General features: G+C 65.5%; 11 protein-coding genes. 7 read left to right on the top strand and 4 right to left on the bottom strand.

Annotated features, from left to right (window positions below):
- Positions 1-6: 6 nt before the first annotated feature.
- Both FXV83_RS29325 and nadA read right to left on the bottom strand, forming a co-directional pair.
- On the bottom strand, positions 7-1,614 hold the full coding sequence (locus FXV83_RS29325) for an L-aspartate oxidase (RefSeq protein ID WP_148743082.1): 1,608 nt from the start codon (positions 1,612-1,614) through the stop codon (positions 7-9).
- Between the two features lie 180 nt (positions 1,615-1,794).
- Positions 1,795-2,898, bottom strand: a complete 1,104-nt coding sequence (nadA, locus tag FXV83_RS29320) for a quinolinate synthase NadA (protein ID WP_148743081.1) — start codon at positions 2,896-2,898, stop codon at positions 1,795-1,797.
- Positions 2,899-3,240: 342 nt separating this feature from the next.
- On the opposite strand from nadA, the gene FXV83_RS29315 reads away from it, so the two are divergent.
- From FXV83_RS29315 to FXV83_RS29285, 7 genes are all read left to right on the top strand, one after another.
- Entirely contained in the window at positions 3,241-4,485 is a 1,245-nt protein-coding gene (locus FXV83_RS29315; protein WP_148743080.1) for an MFS transporter, read from the top strand.
- Between the two features lie 40 nt (positions 4,486-4,525).
- Positions 4,526-5,512: an acrylyl-CoA reductase (NADPH) gene (acuI, locus tag FXV83_RS29310; protein WP_148743079.1), complete on the top strand. Its 987-nt coding sequence runs from the start codon at positions 4,526-4,528 to the stop codon at positions 5,510-5,512.
- 113 nt (positions 5,513-5,625) lie between these two features.
- Complete coding sequence (locus tag FXV83_RS29305) at positions 5,626-6,225, top strand: hypothetical protein (protein ID WP_148743078.1); 600 nt, start codon at positions 5,626-5,628, stop codon at positions 6,223-6,225.
- A 168-nt stretch (positions 6,226-6,393) separates the two neighbouring features.
- Positions 6,394-6,627 carry a DUF6894 family protein gene (locus tag FXV83_RS29300; RefSeq protein ID WP_148743077.1) on the top strand — a complete coding sequence of 78 codons (234 nt, stop codon included), beginning with the start codon at positions 6,394-6,396 and terminating at the stop codon, positions 6,625-6,627.
- A 522-nt stretch (positions 6,628-7,149) separates the two neighbouring features.
- Entirely contained in the window at positions 7,150-9,306 is a 2,157-nt protein-coding gene (locus tag FXV83_RS29295) for a methyl-accepting chemotaxis protein (protein ID WP_148743076.1), read from the top strand.
- A 199-nt stretch (positions 9,307-9,505) separates the two neighbouring features.
- The gene (locus FXV83_RS29290) at positions 9,506-11,476 is read left to right on the top strand and encodes a methyl-accepting chemotaxis protein (protein WP_148743075.1); all 1,971 of its coding nucleotides are present in this window, start codon (positions 9,506-9,508) and stop codon (positions 11,474-11,476) included.
- Positions 11,477-11,734: 258 nt separating this feature from the next.
- The gene (locus tag FXV83_RS29285; RefSeq protein ID WP_187436242.1) at positions 11,735-13,423 is read left to right on the top strand and encodes a methyl-accepting chemotaxis protein; all 1,689 of its coding nucleotides are present in this window, start codon (positions 11,735-11,737) and stop codon (positions 13,421-13,423) included.
- A gap of 3 nt (positions 13,424-13,426) precedes the next feature.
- Here the strand turns inward: FXV83_RS29285 and FXV83_RS29280 are convergent, their stop codons facing one another.
- Together FXV83_RS29280 and FXV83_RS29275 are read right to left on the bottom strand one after the other, a co-directional pair.
- Entirely contained in the window at positions 13,427-16,132 is a 2,706-nt protein-coding gene (locus tag FXV83_RS29280) for a DUF2339 domain-containing protein (protein WP_148743073.1), read from the bottom strand.
- A 49-nt stretch (positions 16,133-16,181) separates the two neighbouring features.
- On the bottom strand, positions 16,182-17,147 hold the full coding sequence (locus tag FXV83_RS29275; RefSeq protein WP_148743072.1) for an NUDIX hydrolase: 966 nt from the start codon (positions 17,145-17,147) through the stop codon (positions 16,182-16,184).
- Positions 17,148-17,243: the final 96 nt, after the last annotated feature.

Here is a 17,243-nt window from a genome sequence, read left to right as displayed (position 1 = left end):
GCTCCGTCAGGCGATCATGGGTTGGGCGATGCGCGGCCGTGCACGATCGGCGAGACTTTCCGCCACTTCGCGTGCCGCCGTAAGCGTGGTCATGGTTCGCTGCGCCAGCGCCGGCGCGTCCGCCGGATGGTCGGAGCGGAAATGCGCGCCGCGGCTCTCGCGCCGCGTCCAGGCCGCGGCGGCAACGAGCAGGGCTGACGTCGCCATGTTGCGGAGTGCAGTGCTTGTTGCCTCCTGTTCGAGCGCAGCAAAGGTGCGCACAGCATCCGCAAGGCCGTCACCGTCGCGAACCACTCCGACGTGAGAACTCATCATGGTTCGCAGCCGCCTCACGCTGGCCGCGTCCGGTGCTCCGCTAGGCGGCGTCACCAGCACGTCGGGAAGACGGGTAGGCGAGGGGATCGCGCGGCCGGCGATGTCATCGGCGATGCGCGCAGCATAGACCACCGCCTCCAGCAGCGAATTGGAAGCGAGCCGGTTGGCGCCGTGCGCGCCGGTGGACGACACCTCGCCGCCGGCCCAGAGCCCGCCGATCGAGCTGCGGCCGTGGTCGTCAACCGCGATGCCGCCCATGTGGTAGTGCGCGGCGGGCGCAATCGGGATGGCTTGCGTGGCGGGATCGATGCCGGCGGCGATGCAGCTTGCATATACGGTCGGAAACTTTTCGGCGAAGCGTGTCCCCAGCGCTTCTCGCGCATCGAGGAACACGCCGCGCCCGGCCGCGATCTCGGCGAACACGCCGCGCGCCACGATGTCGCGCGGGGCAAGCTCGGCGAGCGGGTGGCGGGCCGTCATGAAGCGCTCGCCATTGCCGTTGATCAGCGCCGCGCCTTCGCCGCGCAGCGCTTCGGTCGCAAGCGGCGCCGGGTCACGGCCGACCATGATCGCGGTCGGGTGGAATTGCACGAATTCGGGATCTGCGATGTCAGCGCCGGCGCGTGCCGCAATCGCAAGTCCGGATCCGCTGGCTTCGACCGGATTGGTGGTGACGCCATAGAGATGGCCGATGCCGCCGGTTGCGAGCACCACCGCGCGGGAGGCGATCATCGTCGGTCTTGCTGAGAAATTGCCGGCTTCGCGCAGCTGAAGACCGGTGACGGCGCCGTCCCCGGTCAGGAGCGCTTCGGCGACGAAGCCTTCGATGACGCGGATCGACGGCGTGCGGCGTACCGCTTCGCTCAGCGCGGCGATGATCGCCGCACCTGCGCCGTCGCCGCGCACATGCACGATGCGCCGCGCCGAATGCGCGGCTTCGCGCCCGACGGCAAGCCGGCCTTCGAGATCGCGGTCGAACGGCACGCCATAAGCGAGCAGGTCGTGAATCCGCGAGCCGGCCTCACGCGCAATTCCGAGCGCGACCCTGTCGTCGACGATGCCGCCGCCGACCGCGACGGTGTCGGCGGCATGTCGCTCCGGGCTGTCGCCTTCGGCCACTGCCGCGGCGATGCCGCCTTGCGCCCATGCGGACGAGGCGCCCTGTCCGAGCGGCGCCGCCGCAATCAGCGTCACCGGGCGCGGCGCGAGTTTCAGCGCGCAGAACAATCCGGCAAGCCCGCCGCCGACGATGACCACGTCGTCGGTGGAGCGGGTGAGGTTGTGGATGTTGTCCGTCATGGCTTTCTCCTCATCGTCGTCCTGGCGAAAGCCAGGACCCATAACCCTGACTGCGAGTAGTTGCGGCAGGCTGGGAGCCGCCAGCGTGCCAATACCTGCGTCCCGTGGTTATGGGTCCCGGATCAGCGCTCACTTCGTTCGCTTGTCCGGGACGACAGCTGTATGTTGCGACAAGTGTTGCTAGTTCTTCAGATTGATCATCCGCTCGACCGATCGCCTCGCGCGTTCGGAGATGGCGGGATCGATCGTCACCTCCTCGCCAAGCGTCAGCAGGCTGTCCAGGATGTTGGCGAGCGTGATGCGCTTCATGTGCGGGCAGAGATTGCATGGGCGCAGCATCTCCACTTCGGGCAGCTCGGCGCGAACATTGTCGGCCATCGAGCATTCCGTGATCATGACGAGCCGCCGCGGTCGCCGCGCGCGCACCCAGTTGATCATGTGCGCCGTCGAGCCGGTGAAGTCGGCTTCGGCCAGCACGTCCGGCGGGCATTCGGGATGAGCGATGATCTGCACGGACGGATCGGCCTCGCGAAGCCCGCGCAGTTCGTCGCCTGTGAAGCGCTCATGCACCTCGCAGGCGCCTTTCCAGGCGATGATCTTCACGTCGGTCTTCGAGGCCACGTAGGTCGCAAGATAGCGGTCGGGCAGGAAGATCACGCTCGGCGCGTTCAGGCTCTCGACCACCTGCACCGCATTCGAGGAGGTGCAGCAGATGTCGACTTCGGCCTTCACTTCGGCCGAGGTGTTGACATAGGCGACCACCGGCACACCGGGAAATTTTTCGCGAAGCAGGCGCACGTCGGCGCCGGTGATGCTGGCGGCAAGCGAGCAGCCGGCGCGTGAGTCCGGGATCAGCACGGTCTTGTCCGGGTTGAGCAGCTTCGAGGTCTCCGCCATGAAGTGCACGCCGCACTGCACGATGACATCAGCCTTCACCTTGGTGGCCTCGACCGCGAGCTGCAGCGAGTCGCCGCCGATGTCGGCGACGCCGTGGAAGATCTCCGGCGCCTGGTAGTTGTGGGCGAGGATCACCGCATTGCGCGCCGTCTTCAGCTCGTTGATCGCCTTGATGGTCGGCGCCATCGTTGGCCACTCGATCGGCGGGATCACATGCTTCACGCGCTCGTAAAGCGAGGCGGTGGCCTGTTCGACCTCCGGCGTCCATTCCAGCGACGGCTTCGGCAAGGCGGGTCCGGTTCGTGCCGGCGCGGGGCGAGGAAAGGTGGTCTGACACTTCGGCCGATTGGCAAAGTCATCAGGCCCGTAGATTCCAGTAATCGGCATCGAAGCCTCCCGTGAATGTCATATATACTCAGTCTGAGTATATATGAGGCTTGAGAAATCCGGCCGTGAGGCCGGTTCGGATTTCAGAAGCGCACCAGATATACTCAATCTGAGTAAATCCAAGATAACACGCCCGGGCGAGAGCCGCTAGGTCCTGTGGCACACATTCTCGTCAAAGCAGCTCCGACGTCGTCGGGTGAGGCCCCGTTGAAACGCAATGCTCCCCGGCGAGCCCTTCGTAGAACGCAACCATTTTTGACTTGGGACTTTCATGCATTTGCATTAAACGCCTGGGTTCGCGGTTGCCTGGTCGCAACCCGCCAACGACAGACGAGGTGCTCCATGTCGATCCAAGTGGGCGAACACCGTTCGCGTTCTTCCTGGCGCACGCCGGCCGTCATCATCCTGTGCGGCTGCGCCGTCGGCATGCTCGGCTTCGGCCCGCGCTCGGCGCTCGGCTTCTTCGTGCAGCCGATGAGCCATGAGTTTGCCTGGGGCCGCGATGTGTTTGGCCTGGCGATCGCGTTCCAGAATCTGCTGTGGGGACTGGGTCAGCCGATCGCCGGCGCGGTCGCCGATCGTTTCGGCCTGTTCCGGGTGATGTGCGTCGGCGCTCTGCTCTATGCCGGCGGGCTGCTCTTGATGCGCTATTCGTCGACGCCGCTGTCGCTCAATATCGGCGCTGGCGTGATGATCGGCTTTGGCCTGGCCGGTTGCTCCTTCAATCTGGTGCTGTCGGCGTTCAGCAAGCTGTTGCCGGCCGAGAAGCGCGGCCTTGCACTTGGCGCCGGCACCGCAGCAGGCTCGTTCGGCCAGTTCCTGTTCGCGCCCATTGGCGTCGCGTTGATCGACGATTTCGGCTGGCAACAGGCGCTGACCGTCTTCGGCTTCCTGATGCTGTTGATCATACCGCTGTCGCTGGCGCTCTCGACGCCGCCGGTGGACAGCTCTGCGAGCAAGGCGCCCGCGGACCAGCAATCGTTCACCAAGGCGCTTGCAGAGGCCTTCGGCCATCGCTCCTACGTGTTGCTCGTGCTCGGCTTCTTCACCTGCGGCTTCCAGCTCGCATTCATAACGGTTCACCTGCCGGCCTTCCTGGTCGACAGCGGCATCTCGGCGCAAACCGGCGGCTGGGTCATCGCGGCGATCGGCCTGTTCAACATCGTGGGGTCGCTGAGCGTCGGCTATCTCCAGAACTATTTGCCCAAGCGGTTCATCCTCTCCACGATCTATTTTGCCCGCGCGCTCGCGACGCTCGCCTTCATCTCGTTCCCGATTACGCCGTTCTCGGCGATCGCGTTCGGTGCGATCTCCGGCCTGACCTGGCTGTCGACGGTGCCGCCGACCTCGGCGCTGGTGGCGCTGATGTTCGGCACGCGCTGGCTCTCCACGCTCTACGGCTTCGCCTTCGTCAGCCACCAAGTCGGCGGTTTCCTCGGCGTCTGGCTCGGCGGCATCGTCTTCGAGCGCTTCGGTTCCTACACGCCGATCTGGTGGCTCTCGATCCTGTTCGGCGTGCTGTCGGCCCTGATCAATCTTCCGATCGTGGAGAAACCGGTCGAGCGAGCGGTTGCGCAGCCTGCCTGATCGGCTAAACATCCCCTGAAACAAGTCAGGGAGTTCAGCCGTGGCCACATTCAAGGCGATTCGGATCGACAAGGCCGACAAGGGCACCACTGCGCAGCTCACGCAGTTCGACGAAGCCGAGCTGATGGACGGTGATGTCACCGTCCGCGTGGAATGGTCCACACTGAACTACAAGGACGGCCTCGCGCTGACCGGCAAGGCGCCGGTGGTGCGCCGCTTCCCGATGATTGCCGGCATCGATTTCGCCGGGACTGTCGAGCAGTCCTCGCACCCGCAATGGAAGGCGGGCGACAAGGTCGTCTGCACCGGCTGGGGCATGGGCGAGACCCATCTCGGCGCCTATGCCGAGAAGGCGCGGGTGAAGGGCGACTGGCTGGTCGCATTGCCGCAGGGCCTGTCCGCACGCGATGCCATGGCGATCGGCACCGCGGGCTTCACCGCGATGCTTTCGGTGCTGGCCTTGGAGAAGCACGGCCTGTCGCCGAAGAGCGGCCCCGTGGTGGTCACGGGGGCAGCCGGAGGCGTCGGCTCGGTCGCGACCGCCGTGCTGTCGAAGCTCGGCTACCACGTCATCGCCTCGACCGGCCGCGCGTCGGAATCGGACTACCTGAAGGGGATCGGTGCCGCCGAGGTGATCGATCGCAACGAATTGTCGGGGGCGGCCAAGCCGATCGCAAAGGAGCGCTGGGCCGGCGGCGTCGACAGCGTCGGGTCGACCACGCTCGCCAACCTCTTGTCGATGACGAAGTATGGCGGCGCGATCGCCGCCTGCGGTCTCGCCGGCGGCATGGACCTGCCGTCCTCGGTCGCGCCATTTATTTTGCGCGGGGTGTGCCTTCTCGGCATCGATTCGGTCATGTGCCCGATCGATCCCAGGAAGGCCGCCTGGCAGCACTTGGCGTCCGATTTGGATCGAACGAAACTATCTGAAATCACTCATGAAATTTCGCTCGATCAGGTTTCGGAGTGGGGCGCGAAAATTCTGGCCGGACAGGTTCGCGGCCGTATCGTGGTAAAAATTGTCTAACGGCGTTCAGACTTTACCAACCAAGCTGCTTCAATGTCGCCATGGTTAGTATGGTAAGCAGCGGGTAAAGAGATCAGGCATCGCCCGCTGCATGGGTTCGTCGGAGTAAGAGCATGCTTGCGCGTTTTGTGTTGGGGGCTGTCACCGCGGCAGTGACGTTTGCGCCGGCCATTGCCGGAGGCATGAACGCCGATGAGGCGCGCCGCTTCGTTGCCGGCAAGGTGTTTGCTTTCACCTGTTTCGATGGCACCCGCGGCGCAGGCCGCATCCTCGATGATCTCGGCGCTGCCGGCGCTGTGCAGTTCTCGGGCTCAGGTCCCACGCGCCACCTCCGCCTTCCCGGCAATACGCTCCAGATTCGCGGCCAGAACGTCTGTGCCTCGATCAAGGGCATTCCGTTCGAGCCGTGCTTCAACCTGGAAAAGACCGACGATCGCAGCTTCCGCGGCTCGGTCTCGGGCATGGGCTTCGCTTATTGCGACTTCCACCATCAGGGCGGCAACCAGATGTTAATGGCCCGCGCCGTTGCGCGGCCGCGGTCGCTGCGTACCTCGGAGCACACCGGTTCGGTCGGCGGCTCGAACACCGAGGTCGCTGCACGAGTCGAAACGCCGCGCGTCGAGAGCACCCGGCTCGATCCGGTCAAATCCGAAACCAAGCCGGAGCCCGCCAAGAACGAAGGCCCGCTCGAGCTGCGCCGTTCGACCGATTGAATCCTGGGCCGCGCGTCGCCGACTGCGCGAACCCCCTGTTGACGATTTCCAGCAGCCATCAAGCCGCCGCGCCGTAGTCATACGGACGGCGGCTTTCACGCGCTGGTAGCGAGTAGCGCCTCAGTTTGGGTACGGCCGGGGGGTGCGGCCCGATAAAAGGGTTCGACGATGTCGCTGTACTTCTTCCGCATCAGCACCGGCCACTATTCCGGTGCTGCCGATCAGCCCTACGAGTTCGAGGATCGCGCAGCCGCGTGGACCGAGATGACCGAGATCTGCGCCAACCTGCTCGGCACCATCGCGCGCAACCTGAAACCGAATGCCAAATGGAGCATGGAGCTGCTCGACGAGAACAAGACGCCGGTGTTTCGCATCAGCCTCGTCGGCGAGGCTGGGAGCTGAAGCCAGCGCGACGGTGGGCGGACATTAACGTCACGACGGAAAAGCCGCGAGGTCCTCCTTCGCCGCAGGTGAAAAGTGTGCAAATCCGCTGAACTAAGCAGCGTCGCAGGTGCTGGCAGCCGCACGGTCGCTCTCCAGCGACAGCAATCGGCTGAAGCTCGAAGTCGGCAAGTTCCTGAGCACTGTGCGCGCGGCCTAAGAGGTCGCGCAAGATTCACGAGGCAGTTCGTGAAACGCTGCCTCGTCACGTGAGTCGCCTTCTGTCCTGTTCTCTGCGCGAACGCGATGCGCGAGCCGGCGGCTGCAAAGGCGAACTGTGGCGACCTCAAGCTGAAATTTGCAACTTTTTCGCGAAATCAGCATTCGCGTTTCAATTATTTGGTTCAAAATCTCAGTAGTAGTGCCAAGGCGCCCGTTAATCAGAAAAGGGACTCTGGCCGATAGCTTCTCCGGCAAGGGCGATCAACGTCCATGCAGCCGACAACGACTTGGCTGCGTGTTTCCTATGGGGGAAAACGGACCATGTTGAGCCTCGCCGGGAATCAGCAACTCCGTACCAAAGCCGCCGGCGCTTCGAGCCGGTTTGGACACGTTCGGATCGGTACGATCTTGCCCACCATCATCGCAACGCTGGTGCTGTTGGGGTTGGTATCGGCTGGATTCATAGCCTATGAGGCTATTATCAAGAGGCAAGAATCCGAAGCATTCCTGCGGGTCAATCGAGCTGCCCAACTGCTGTTGCGCAGCGCAGGACATTGGGCGATCGAACGCGGCATGACCAACGCGGCGTTGAAGTCTCCTGATGCCGTGAGCTCCGAGCGCCGCGCCGACATCGAGAAGGCGCGCGCTACGGCGGACGACGCCTTTCGCGAAGCCGTGCTCGACATTCGCTCGATACCCGAAATGACGAGAGAACAAAGGCAGGTTGCGGACGCCGTAGGTAAACTCGAGGCACTGCGCCTGTTGCGCGAGAAGGTCGATGGAAGCCTCTTGCATCCACGCGCCGAACGCGCCCTCGATGTGATCGACGGCTTCGTTCCGACGATTACCGACGTGATCGACGTTGCGAGCAACCGCTTGCGGCTGACGCTCGAAACCCTCACCAGTCCACCTGTGGCAAGGCTGGCGCAACTGATCGGCTTGCGACATCTTGCAGCACAGATGGCCGAGAACGCCGGAAGAGAGCGCGCCTTGCTGGCTGGAGCCGTTGGGGCGCACGCCAAGCTCGGCACGGACGGCTTTGAACGCCTTTCAACGCTGCGGGGAAAAGTGGAGCTCGCGTGGGATACGATATTGCCGGTGCGGCTGCGCTTGGATCTGCCGGCGCAGGTCGGGGATGCGATGACCGAGGTCGAGAAGATCTATTTTGGTACCTATGGTGAGGCGCGCGCCATGACGCTCGCCTCCGGCGAAAGCGGAGACTACAAGATCACCGGCTCCGAATACTTCGCGCGGGCCACTGCCGGCATCAACGCAGTGCTGAAGCTCGGCGAGGCCATTGGCTCCGTCGCCGACCGTGAAGCCGTCGTGCAGGCCGAAGCCAGCGCACGCAATTTCATTCTTACGGTTCTGTTGCTTTGTGCCTCTCTGGTGCTCGCCGGCCTCAGCTTCTGGATCACCTTCGCGCGGATTCTCAAGCCGCTTTCTGCCATTTCGGGTGCGATGGGCCGACTCGCCAACGGCGACTTCGACACCACGGTACCCGGCACCAGCCGAGCTGACGAGGTCGGTGAGATGGCGCGGACGGTCGAAGTCTTCAAGCAGAACGGTCTCCAGGTCGAACACATGCGCAGCGAGCAGGCTGCGGCCGAGATGCGTGCGGCCGCGCAACGCCGGGACGAGATGCACAAGCTCGCGAACGGCTTCGAAGCCGCGGTCGGCGAGATCGTCGACACCGTCTCCTCGGCTGCGACAGAGCTGGAGGCTTCGGCATCGACGCTGACCTCGACGGCGGAGCGTGCGCAGCGGCTTGCGACCGTCGTGGCCTCGGCCTCGGAAGAGGCGTCCACCAACGTGCAGTCGGTGGCGTCCGCGACCGAGGAGCTGTCGTCATCGATCACCGAGATCAGCCGCCAAGTGCAGGAATCCGCGCGAGTGGCGAGCGAGGCGGTCAGCCAGGCACGCACCACGACGAACCGTGTCGGCGAACTGTCCAAGGCGGCGGCGCGGATCGGCGATGTGGTCGAGCTGATCAACACCATCGCCGGACAGACCAATCTGCTGGCGCTCAACGCCACGATCGAGGCGGCACGCGCCGGCGAAGCCGGCCGCGGCTTTGCGGTTGTCGCCTCCGAGGTTAAGGCGCTCGCCGAGCAGACCGCGAAGGCGACCGGCGAGATCGGCCAGCAGATCTCCGGCATCCAGGCAGCGACGCAGGATTCGGTCAGCGCCATCAGCGCCATCAGCGGCACCATCGAAAAGCTGTCCGAGATCTCCTCGACCATTGCGGCCGCGGTCGAGGAGCAGGGCGCGGCGACGCAGGAAATTTCCCGTAACGTCCAGCAGGCCGCGCAGGGTACCCACGACGTCTCGTCCAACATCACCGACGTGCAGCGCGGGGCAGGCGAGACCGGATCGGCATCGTCGCAGGTGCTGGCAGCCGCGCAGTCGCTCTCCAGCGACAGCAATCGGCTGAAGCTCGAAGTCGGCAAGTTCCTGAGCACGGTGCGCGCGGCGTGAGGCGGCAGGTCCCGATAAGTCGATCTGCAACCGCTGCGCGTGGAAGCGCAGCGTTTGCACGCGCGTGTATTGCTACGCGACGACGAAGATCTCGCCTGCTTAACCTTCCGGAAAACCGGCGCAGTCATGATCCCCGCAATATTCCGGGCGCAGAGTCGCCCTCCCTGTATTTGCGTATCGAACATATTGGAGCACATTCATGAGCGGCCCTTCCATCCGTCTGACTCACAAGGTCATGGCGATCGGATTCTTCGGCCTCGTCGGTCTCGTCGCCTTTGGCGCGATCTATGAGATCGGCATGCTCTCTCAGGACGCCTCGCGCATGGTTGCCAACCGTGCCCGTGCCATCGCCGACCTCGACAAGCAGCTCTCGATCGAGATGCTGGAGGCCCGCCGCAACGAGAAGAACTTCCAGCAGCGCCGGACCGAGAGCTACGCCAAGGCGCACGCCGAGCTGGCCGGGCCGATCAATCGCGACTTCGATCAGGTGGAGCGGCTGATGTCGGCCGGAGGCATGAGCGCGCTTTCCGACCGGATGAAGCAGGCCCAGGACGGCTTCAAGCGTTACGCGTCGGATTTCAATGCGCTGGTCGCCGCCGAGATCAAGCTCGGCCTGAACGAAACGCTCGGCCTGTCCGGTTCGCTCCGCAGCGCGGTGCATGACATCGAGACGAAGCTGAAGGAGTTCGACAATCCGCGGCTGACGAGCTGGATGCTGACCATGCGCCGGCACGAGAAAGACTTCATGCTTCGGCGTGATCCCAAATACGTCGCCGAGCTGAAGAAGGCTGCCACCGAATTTTCCAAGGCGGTGGAGGCTGCTGCCGTTCCTGCACCGGTCATGACCGATATCACGGCAAAGCTCCAGAAATACCAGTCCGAATTCGTGGCGTGGGCCGAGGTCGCACAGCAGATCGCCGGTTTTGACGCCAGCATGATGAAGACCTTTCGCGAGGTCGAGCCGGTGATGCTCGACGTGAGCACTGTCGTCGAAGGTTTGTACAAGCAGGCCGACGCTGCGGAAGCCGTCACCCGCGACGCCGTGCGCCTGTGGATGATGATTGCCTTCGCCGTCGCCGTCGTCGTGCTCACTATGGTCGCCTTTCTCCTCGGGCGCTCGATCTCGACGGCGCTGTCCGCGATGATCGATGCGATGACGCGGCTTGCGCGCGGCGAGCTCTCGATCTCCGTTCCCGGCCTCGGGCGAACGGACGAGATCGGCGAGATGGCCGGCGCAGTCGAGGTGTTCAGGAACAACATGGCGGAGGCGGAGCGGCTCCGCGCCGAACAGTCGGAAGCGGACGCGCGCCGCCGCATGCAGCGCAAGGCGGACATGCAGCGGCTCGCCGACAGTTTCGAAGGCGCCATCGGCGAGATCATCGAGACCGTCTCGTCGGCGGCAACCGAGCTCGAAGCCTCCTCCAATACGCTGACCCAGGCGGCCGAGCGCGGAAGCGGGCTCGCCAGCGCCGTCGCGGCGGCCTCGGAAGAAGCGTCCGCGAACGTGCAGTCGGTGTCCTCGGCGAGCGAGGAGATGACCTCGTCGATTTCCGAGATCAGCCGCCAGGTGCAGGAATCGGCGCGGGTGGCCGATGTGGCGGTGGAGCAGGCGCAGCGCACCAATGCGCGCGTCGCCGAGCTGACGAAGGCGGCGGGCCGCATCGGCGATGTCGTCGACCTGATCAACACCATCGCGGGCCAGACCAATCTCCTGGCGCTGAATGCTACGATCGAGGCGGCGCGCGCAGGCGAAGCCGGCAAGGGCTTTGCTGTGGTCGCGACCGAAGTGAAGGCGCTGGCCGAACAGACTGCGAAAGCGACGGGCGAGATCGGCCTGCACATTGGCGCGATCCAGAGAGCGACGATTGATTCCGTCGGCGCCATCAGGGAGATCGGCGATACCATCGCGCGGATGTCGGAGATTTCGTCGACCATCGCCGCCGCCGTCGAAGAGCAGGGCGCCGCGACGCAGGAGATCTCGCGCAACATCCAGCATGCCGCCCAGGGCACCTCGGACGTATCGGCGAATATCGGCGAGGTTCAACGCGGTGCTGGCGAAACCGGGGCCGCGTCGGCGCAGGTGCACTCGGCCGCGCAATCGCTGTCGCAGGAGAGCAACCGGCTGAAGAGCGAGGTCGCGCGGTTTCTGGAGTCGGTGCGGGCGGCGTAGGACATCAGCCGGTACGCTGGTGCGATGCTGCGGGATATCCGCACAGCTGCAAGATATGGTTGCAGTGAAATAACGTCGACCGGGGCCGCGTCCGTAATTTTGCGTAGGCTCCTGTTAACGCCTGTTTGCAACTATGTGCGCAATCTTACCGGATAAGAACCAGCCAGCACCGTTGAGTTGACCTCCGTCTCATCGCCGTCGTGGCGGTCGCGGCGCAGGCGGCTCGTGCGTTGCCAGGTATCATCGGGATTGGGTGTGATGTCGAAGTTGTCGATCGTTTTCAAGCTTCTGACCGTGCTGACGGTCCTCGTGCTCTCGCTTGCCGGCGTCGGCGTGACGGCGATCGGCACCATGCAAAACATCAACGCGCACACCGTCGAGATCGCGGAGAGCTGGCTGCCGAGCGTGCGGGCCCTCGGCTCGCTTCGCGCCGACATCAATGAGCTGCGCGTGGCGCTGCGCTTGCACCTGATGCAGGACACCACTGAGGGCAAGGACGCGGCCGAGAAGCGCCTGGCGTCGCTCCGCGAGCGCATCGAGAAGACCCGCAAGGTCTACGAACCGCTGATCACTGCTGCCGAAGAGCGCTCGCTCTACGAGCAGTGGACCAAAGCCTGGTCCGAATACCTGAACGGCGTGCAGGACGTGATGGCACTGTCGCGCAAGGGCGTTGGCCGTTTCCCGGCCGACGCCAACGAGCTGTTGCAGACCAAGGTCGCGAAGATGGCCCAGGCGGCCGATCCATTGCTCCAGAAGGGCATCGAACTCAACAACCGCGGTGCTGAGCTGGAGACGAAGCAGGCGGCCGACAGCTACGCCACGATCTTCCGCGTGCTGGTTGGCATCATCGTGGTCTCGGTCGTGATCGCGATCGGCGCCGCCTATTATCTCGTGCGCGACGTTTCTCGCGGCATTGCTTCAATCATCCGTCCGATGCAGTCGCTTGGCGAGGGCGACCTTTCGGCCGAGGTGCCGCATCGCGGCGAGAAGACTGAGATCGGCTCGATGGCGAATGCGCTCCAGATCTTCAAGGAGGCGCTGATCGCCAAGAAGGCGGCCGACGAGGCCGCCGCGCGCGATGCCGAAGCCAAGATCGAACGCGCCCGGCGCGTCGACGCCATCACCCGCAATTTCGAGATCATGATCGCCGAGGTGGTCGAGACGGTCTCCGCGGCCTCGACCGAGCTCGAGGCATCCGCGGCCACCTTGACCGGCACCGCGCGACGCGGGCAGGAGCTCGCGACCGTCGTTGCCGCCGCCTCCGAGGAGGCATCCACCAACGTCCAGTCGGTGGCGTCGGCATCAGAAGAGCTGTCGTCGTCCATCACCGAGATCAGCCGCCGCGTGCAGGATTCGGCGCGGATGGCCGCCGAAGCCGTCGAACAGGCGGCGCGGACCAACGAGCGCGTCAATGCGCTGTCGCAGGCCGCTTCTCGCATCGGCGATGTCGTCGAGCTCATCAACACGATTGCAGGCCAGACCAACCTGCTGGCGCTGAACGCAACCATCGAGGCGGCGCGTGCCGGCGAGGCCGGCCGCGGCTTCGCCGTCGTCGCCTCCGAGGTCAAGGCGCTGGCCGAACAGACCGCGAAGGCGACCGGCGAGATCGGGGCGCAAGTCTCCGGCATCCAGGCCGCGACCGGCGAGTCCGTCAGCGCCATCCAGGAGATCGGCGGCACCATCGAGCGGCTGTCCGAGGTGTCCTCCGCCATCGCCGCCGCCGTCGAGGAGCAGGGCGCGGCCACGCAGGAGATTTCGCGCAACGTGCAGCAGGCCTCGCTCGGCACGCAGGAAGTTTCGTCAAACATCACCGACGTGCAGCGCGGCGCGATCGAGACCGGCTCGGCGTCGAGCCAGGTGCTGTCGGCCGCCAAGTCGCTCGCGAGCGACAGCACGCGTCTCAAGGTCGAGGTCGCGCAGTTCCTCGAGTCCGTCCGCGCGGCCTGACCTCTACGCGCTTGTCTGCGGAGCCGGCGGCGGAGTGACCTGCCGCCGGAACAGGATACGCTGGTAAAGCCAGCCGATCGCGACCAGCACGATTCCGAGACACATGAAGGACAGCGCGCGGTAGACGCCGGTCAGCGTCGACATGTCGATGACGAAGGCCTTGAGGATCGTCAGCGCGATCACTGCCGCAGACGCCAGCCGTGCCCGCTCGGAATTGACGAAGATACCGACGCCGAGCAGCACCACGCCGAAGCCGAGCCAGCCGATCGAATAAGTGTATTGCTCCGCGCCCGTGGTCTCGCCGTGCAGCAGGATGGGGCCGTGATAGAAGCGGCGGATCTCCAGCGTGACGTAGGCGAGCGCGAACACCAGCGCCCCGCTTGCGATCGTATTGGCGTAGGTCCTGCCGCGTTCGCCGACAACCGCATAGGACAGCAGCAGCATCAGCACGGCCGGCAGCGCGTAGCCGAGCAGCAACAGGTTGAACACGAGGCCGCCGACATCGGTCCTGCTCCACAGCAACGGGTTCTCCAGGATCAGCAGGCCGAACACGCTGACGAGGCCGGCGATCACGGTGAGAATGACCGCACCGACATTGTGCACGACGCTGTGGCTCCTCAACCTCAGCCGCTCGAGTCCGATCGCCATGGCCAGCGTCACGCAGACCTGGAGCGCGAATTCGAGCAGCGACGGCGGCGATGTCATGCGGCCGCCAGTGGCGAGGTGACGGATTTCCATGAAGGCCAGCAGCGCGGTAAACAGGATCGCGGCGGCCTCCACCATGCGCAGCGGCGCGTCGTCGCCGCGGCGGTGCAGGAAATGGCTCGCCGCCCAGAACGACAGCGCCGGCAGGCCATAGCCCCACAGCAGCCAGTTGAAGATCGGCGTGGTGCCGACGTCCGTGCCGACGATGCGGGGATCATAGCCGATGCGCGCGGTGACGATCGCGGCAAACGCGGCAGCGAGCCAGCGCAGGAACGGGATCGGCCGCTGCATCGAGATCCAGGCGGTGCCGAGCGACATCAGCGCCAGCGCGATGGTGAGCCAGCCCTTTTCCAGCGCAAAGGTCAGCGCCAGCGCCAGCGCGCCGAGCGTGCCGGTCGCGAATAGCGCGGTGGAGATCGCAACGCCCGGCCGGCTTTCGCGGCGGGTGAGGGCTTCGGTCGCAGCGCCGAAGGCGGCGGCGAGCAGGACGGCGAGGACCGCAAAGGGGATCGAGCGGTCGAGATGGGCGATGCGGGCGTAGAGCGCAACAAGGATTGCGATGGGAGTGGCAACCGCGGCCGCCGACCACACCACCGGGATGATCGCCGAGTTCGAGCGTCCCTGCGCCAGGAAGCCTGCGATGCCAAACCCTGCGGCGAAGATCGCGGCCATCACGAGATGCAGCGTCACTGCGCTGTCGATCGCGGCCGGTCCGACACCGGGTAGCGGTCCGCCCGGCAGCACCAGCATGTCGGGATTGGCGCGCACCGCCCATTCGGCGAACACGATGAAGACGGTGGCTGCGGCCGCACCCAGCGCGCCGGTGGCCGCCGGCGCGCGCCAAGCCACCAACAGCGTCGCCGCCACCAGGAGGGTGAAGGCGATCAGCGCCAGATCGGCATGCGCGCTCGACAGCACGATCAGCATCGTGCCGAACAGATAGGCGCCGAGCGAGCTCGACGAGACCGGCTCGATATCGCCGTCCCCGATGGTGGGGCCGAACATGAAGCCGCAGACGACGAGCAGGGCGGCGAGCACGAAACCGGCGATCACATGGAAGGCGTGTGGTGCGACCTGCAGTTCGCCGACGTCGAGCCCGGGGAAGATCCAGAGCACGGCGAACACGATGGTGGTCACCGCCAGCCAGCGCCACAGCCGGATGCGGGAGAGGCCGAAGCTCGCGGCGGTGACAATCGCAAGATAGATGTAGAGAGCCCAGTAATCTGGCTTGCCGCTGGAGACGAGGGCAGGCGTCACGAATGCGCCGACCACGCCGAGGCCGGCCAGCGCGGGACCGTGCAGCAGCGCGGCGGCGAGCGTGCCGAGTGCGACGAGGCCGAGCAGCACGAAGGCGGTAGCGGGAACGAGGAAGCCGTAGAGCGCGTAGGCCGCGTAGATGGTGGCAAACGCCACCGCCGTTCCGGCCGCGGTGAGGATCGCGGGGATGTTGGCGATCGGCAGCGCCGCCATGCTGGAGATGCTCTCCTTGCGCCGGGTCCATTCACCGGCACCTAACAGCGCCAGCGCGAACAGGCCGCCGAGGAACACGCGCACGCCGGGGCCGACAAGGCCGGCCTCGATCGAATAGCGCACCATGAAGAAGCCGCCGAGCGCAAGGGCAAGGCCGCCGATCCACACCACCCAGCGGGTGCCGAGCCGCTCCTCGAAGCCGGGCTCTGCGGCGGGCATGGGAGGCGGCGCGATGTCATCCGGGCTCGTCTCGAGCGGCGGCGGCGTGACAGGATCGGTCAGGAGCGGTGGCGGCGAGGCTTGTTCGGCCTCGGGCGCAAGCGGTGGTGGTGCTGCCTCCGCAGTCGTCGTCGTCAACACCTGTTCCGGCAATGGCATCGGCGGCGGCTGGATCGGCCGCTGTGCCTGCAGCATCGCCTCCAGCGAACTCAGCCGGCGGCGCAGCTCGGTCACCTGGTTGGAGGCCTTGATCGCGACCAGGAAGGCAGCGATGGCAAACAGCGCCGCAAGGACGTCGAACGGGTCGTCGAACATAAGGCCTCCTGGCGATCGGCGCACATGGGCCGGCCGCGCAAATCCTGATCTAGCGCCGGGAGCGCATGCGCAAGCCGGGCGCCGGCCGTTCCTGGAGCACATCGCGGCGGAAGCGATAGAGCGCCGCCGGCCGCCCGCCGGTCTGTGTCGACATCACCCCGGTTGGTTCGACCAGGGCTTCGGCTTCGACCAAGCGCCGGAAATTCTGCTTGTGCAGGTGCCGGCCGGAGATTGCCTCGACCGTGTACTGCAGTTCGGTAAGTGTGAACTCGGCCGGCAAAAGTTCAAAGACGACAGGACGATACTTCAGTTTTGCGCGCAGCCGCGCGATTCCGGTGGCGAGGATTCGCCGGTGGTCGAACCGCATCGAGATGCCGAGCGCAGGTAGCGACTTGCGCGCTAATGCCGCAGGGCGGCCGTCCCGCCGCGCCTCCTCGATCAGGCCTGCTTCGTACAGGAGCTCATAGCGGTCGAGCACGCGCTCCTCATCCCAGGGAGCACCCTCGAGACCGAAATAGAACCGCACGCGATCCCTGCGCGGCAGCGCGCGCGTCGTTTCCGGCGTCTCCTCCTCGGCCCATTTGATCAGCTCCGGGATGATGTCGCGGGCGATGATCGCGGGCGGCGCTTCGCGCCAGTCTTCCCAGGGAAAGAAGCGATACCAGGGCTCGAAGCCCGCGCCCGTCGCAGCAAGCTCGCCGCCAACAGCACGCGTCAGCGCGAGATAGCCGATCGAGACCATATGCGCGCCGGTGTCGCCGGCCTCCGCATGACGGCCGCGATCCCCGAACGTATAGAGCTGCTCGACATAGCCGAGCCGCAGGCCCGCCTGCGCCTCGACCCAGGCGCGCAGGCCGATCTCGAAGGTGCGGTGGCTTGGCGCATCGAACGGACCGAACGGCAGGCCGGCAAGCCCGTCACTGCTGCGCGCGGTGAGGATCAGCGGCTCATGATCCTCGATCGCGACGATCGCCGCGGTCAGGCCGATCTCGATCGGCGTCAGTTTGTCGCTCATGCGGCTAAGGTCGCGGGAGTTGTGACAACCATTTGCCGGTTGATTGAGTCGGCCTTTCCGCGGGCTCGCTGTAACCTCTCCCGCATGCGGGAGAGG

The organism is Bradyrhizobium hipponense (assembly GCF_008123965.1).
GTDB lineage: Bacteria > Pseudomonadota > Alphaproteobacteria > Rhizobiales > Xanthobacteraceae > Bradyrhizobium > Bradyrhizobium hipponense.
Note: the sequence above shows the minus strand (reverse complement) of the source record. Positions and strands in the feature narration are given on the sequence as shown.

Coding starts and splice junctions, on each gene's coding strand:
- FXV83_RS29295 (WP_148743076.1), top strand. CDS start 7,150: ATGTTGAGCCTCGCCGGGAATCAGCAACTCCGTACCAAAGCCGCCGGC.
- FXV83_RS29280 (WP_148743073.1), bottom strand. CDS start 16,132: ATGTTCGACGACCCGTTCGACGTCCTTGCGGCGCTGTTTGCCATCGCT.
- FXV83_RS29275 (WP_148743072.1), bottom strand. CDS start 17,147: ATGAGCGACAAACTGACGCCGATCGAGATCGGCCTGACCGCGGCGATC.
- FXV83_RS29300 (WP_148743077.1), top strand. CDS start 6,394: ATGTCGCTGTACTTCTTCCGCATCAGCACCGGCCACTATTCCGGTGCT.
- FXV83_RS29315 (WP_148743080.1), top strand. CDS start 3,241: ATGTCGATCCAAGTGGGCGAACACCGTTCGCGTTCTTCCTGGCGCACG.
- FXV83_RS29305 (WP_148743078.1), top strand. CDS start 5,626: ATGCTTGCGCGTTTTGTGTTGGGGGCTGTCACCGCGGCAGTGACGTTT.
- FXV83_RS29285 (WP_187436242.1), top strand. CDS start 11,735: ATGTCGAAGTTGTCGATCGTTTTCAAGCTTCTGACCGTGCTGACGGTC.
- nadA (WP_148743081.1), bottom strand. CDS start 2,898: ATGCCGATTACTGGAATCTACGGGCCTGATGACTTTGCCAATCGGCCG.
- FXV83_RS29325 (WP_148743082.1), bottom strand. CDS start 1,614: ATGACGGACAACATCCACAACCTCACCCGCTCCACCGACGACGTGGTC.
- FXV83_RS29290 (WP_148743075.1), top strand. CDS start 9,506: ATGAGCGGCCCTTCCATCCGTCTGACTCACAAGGTCATGGCGATCGGA.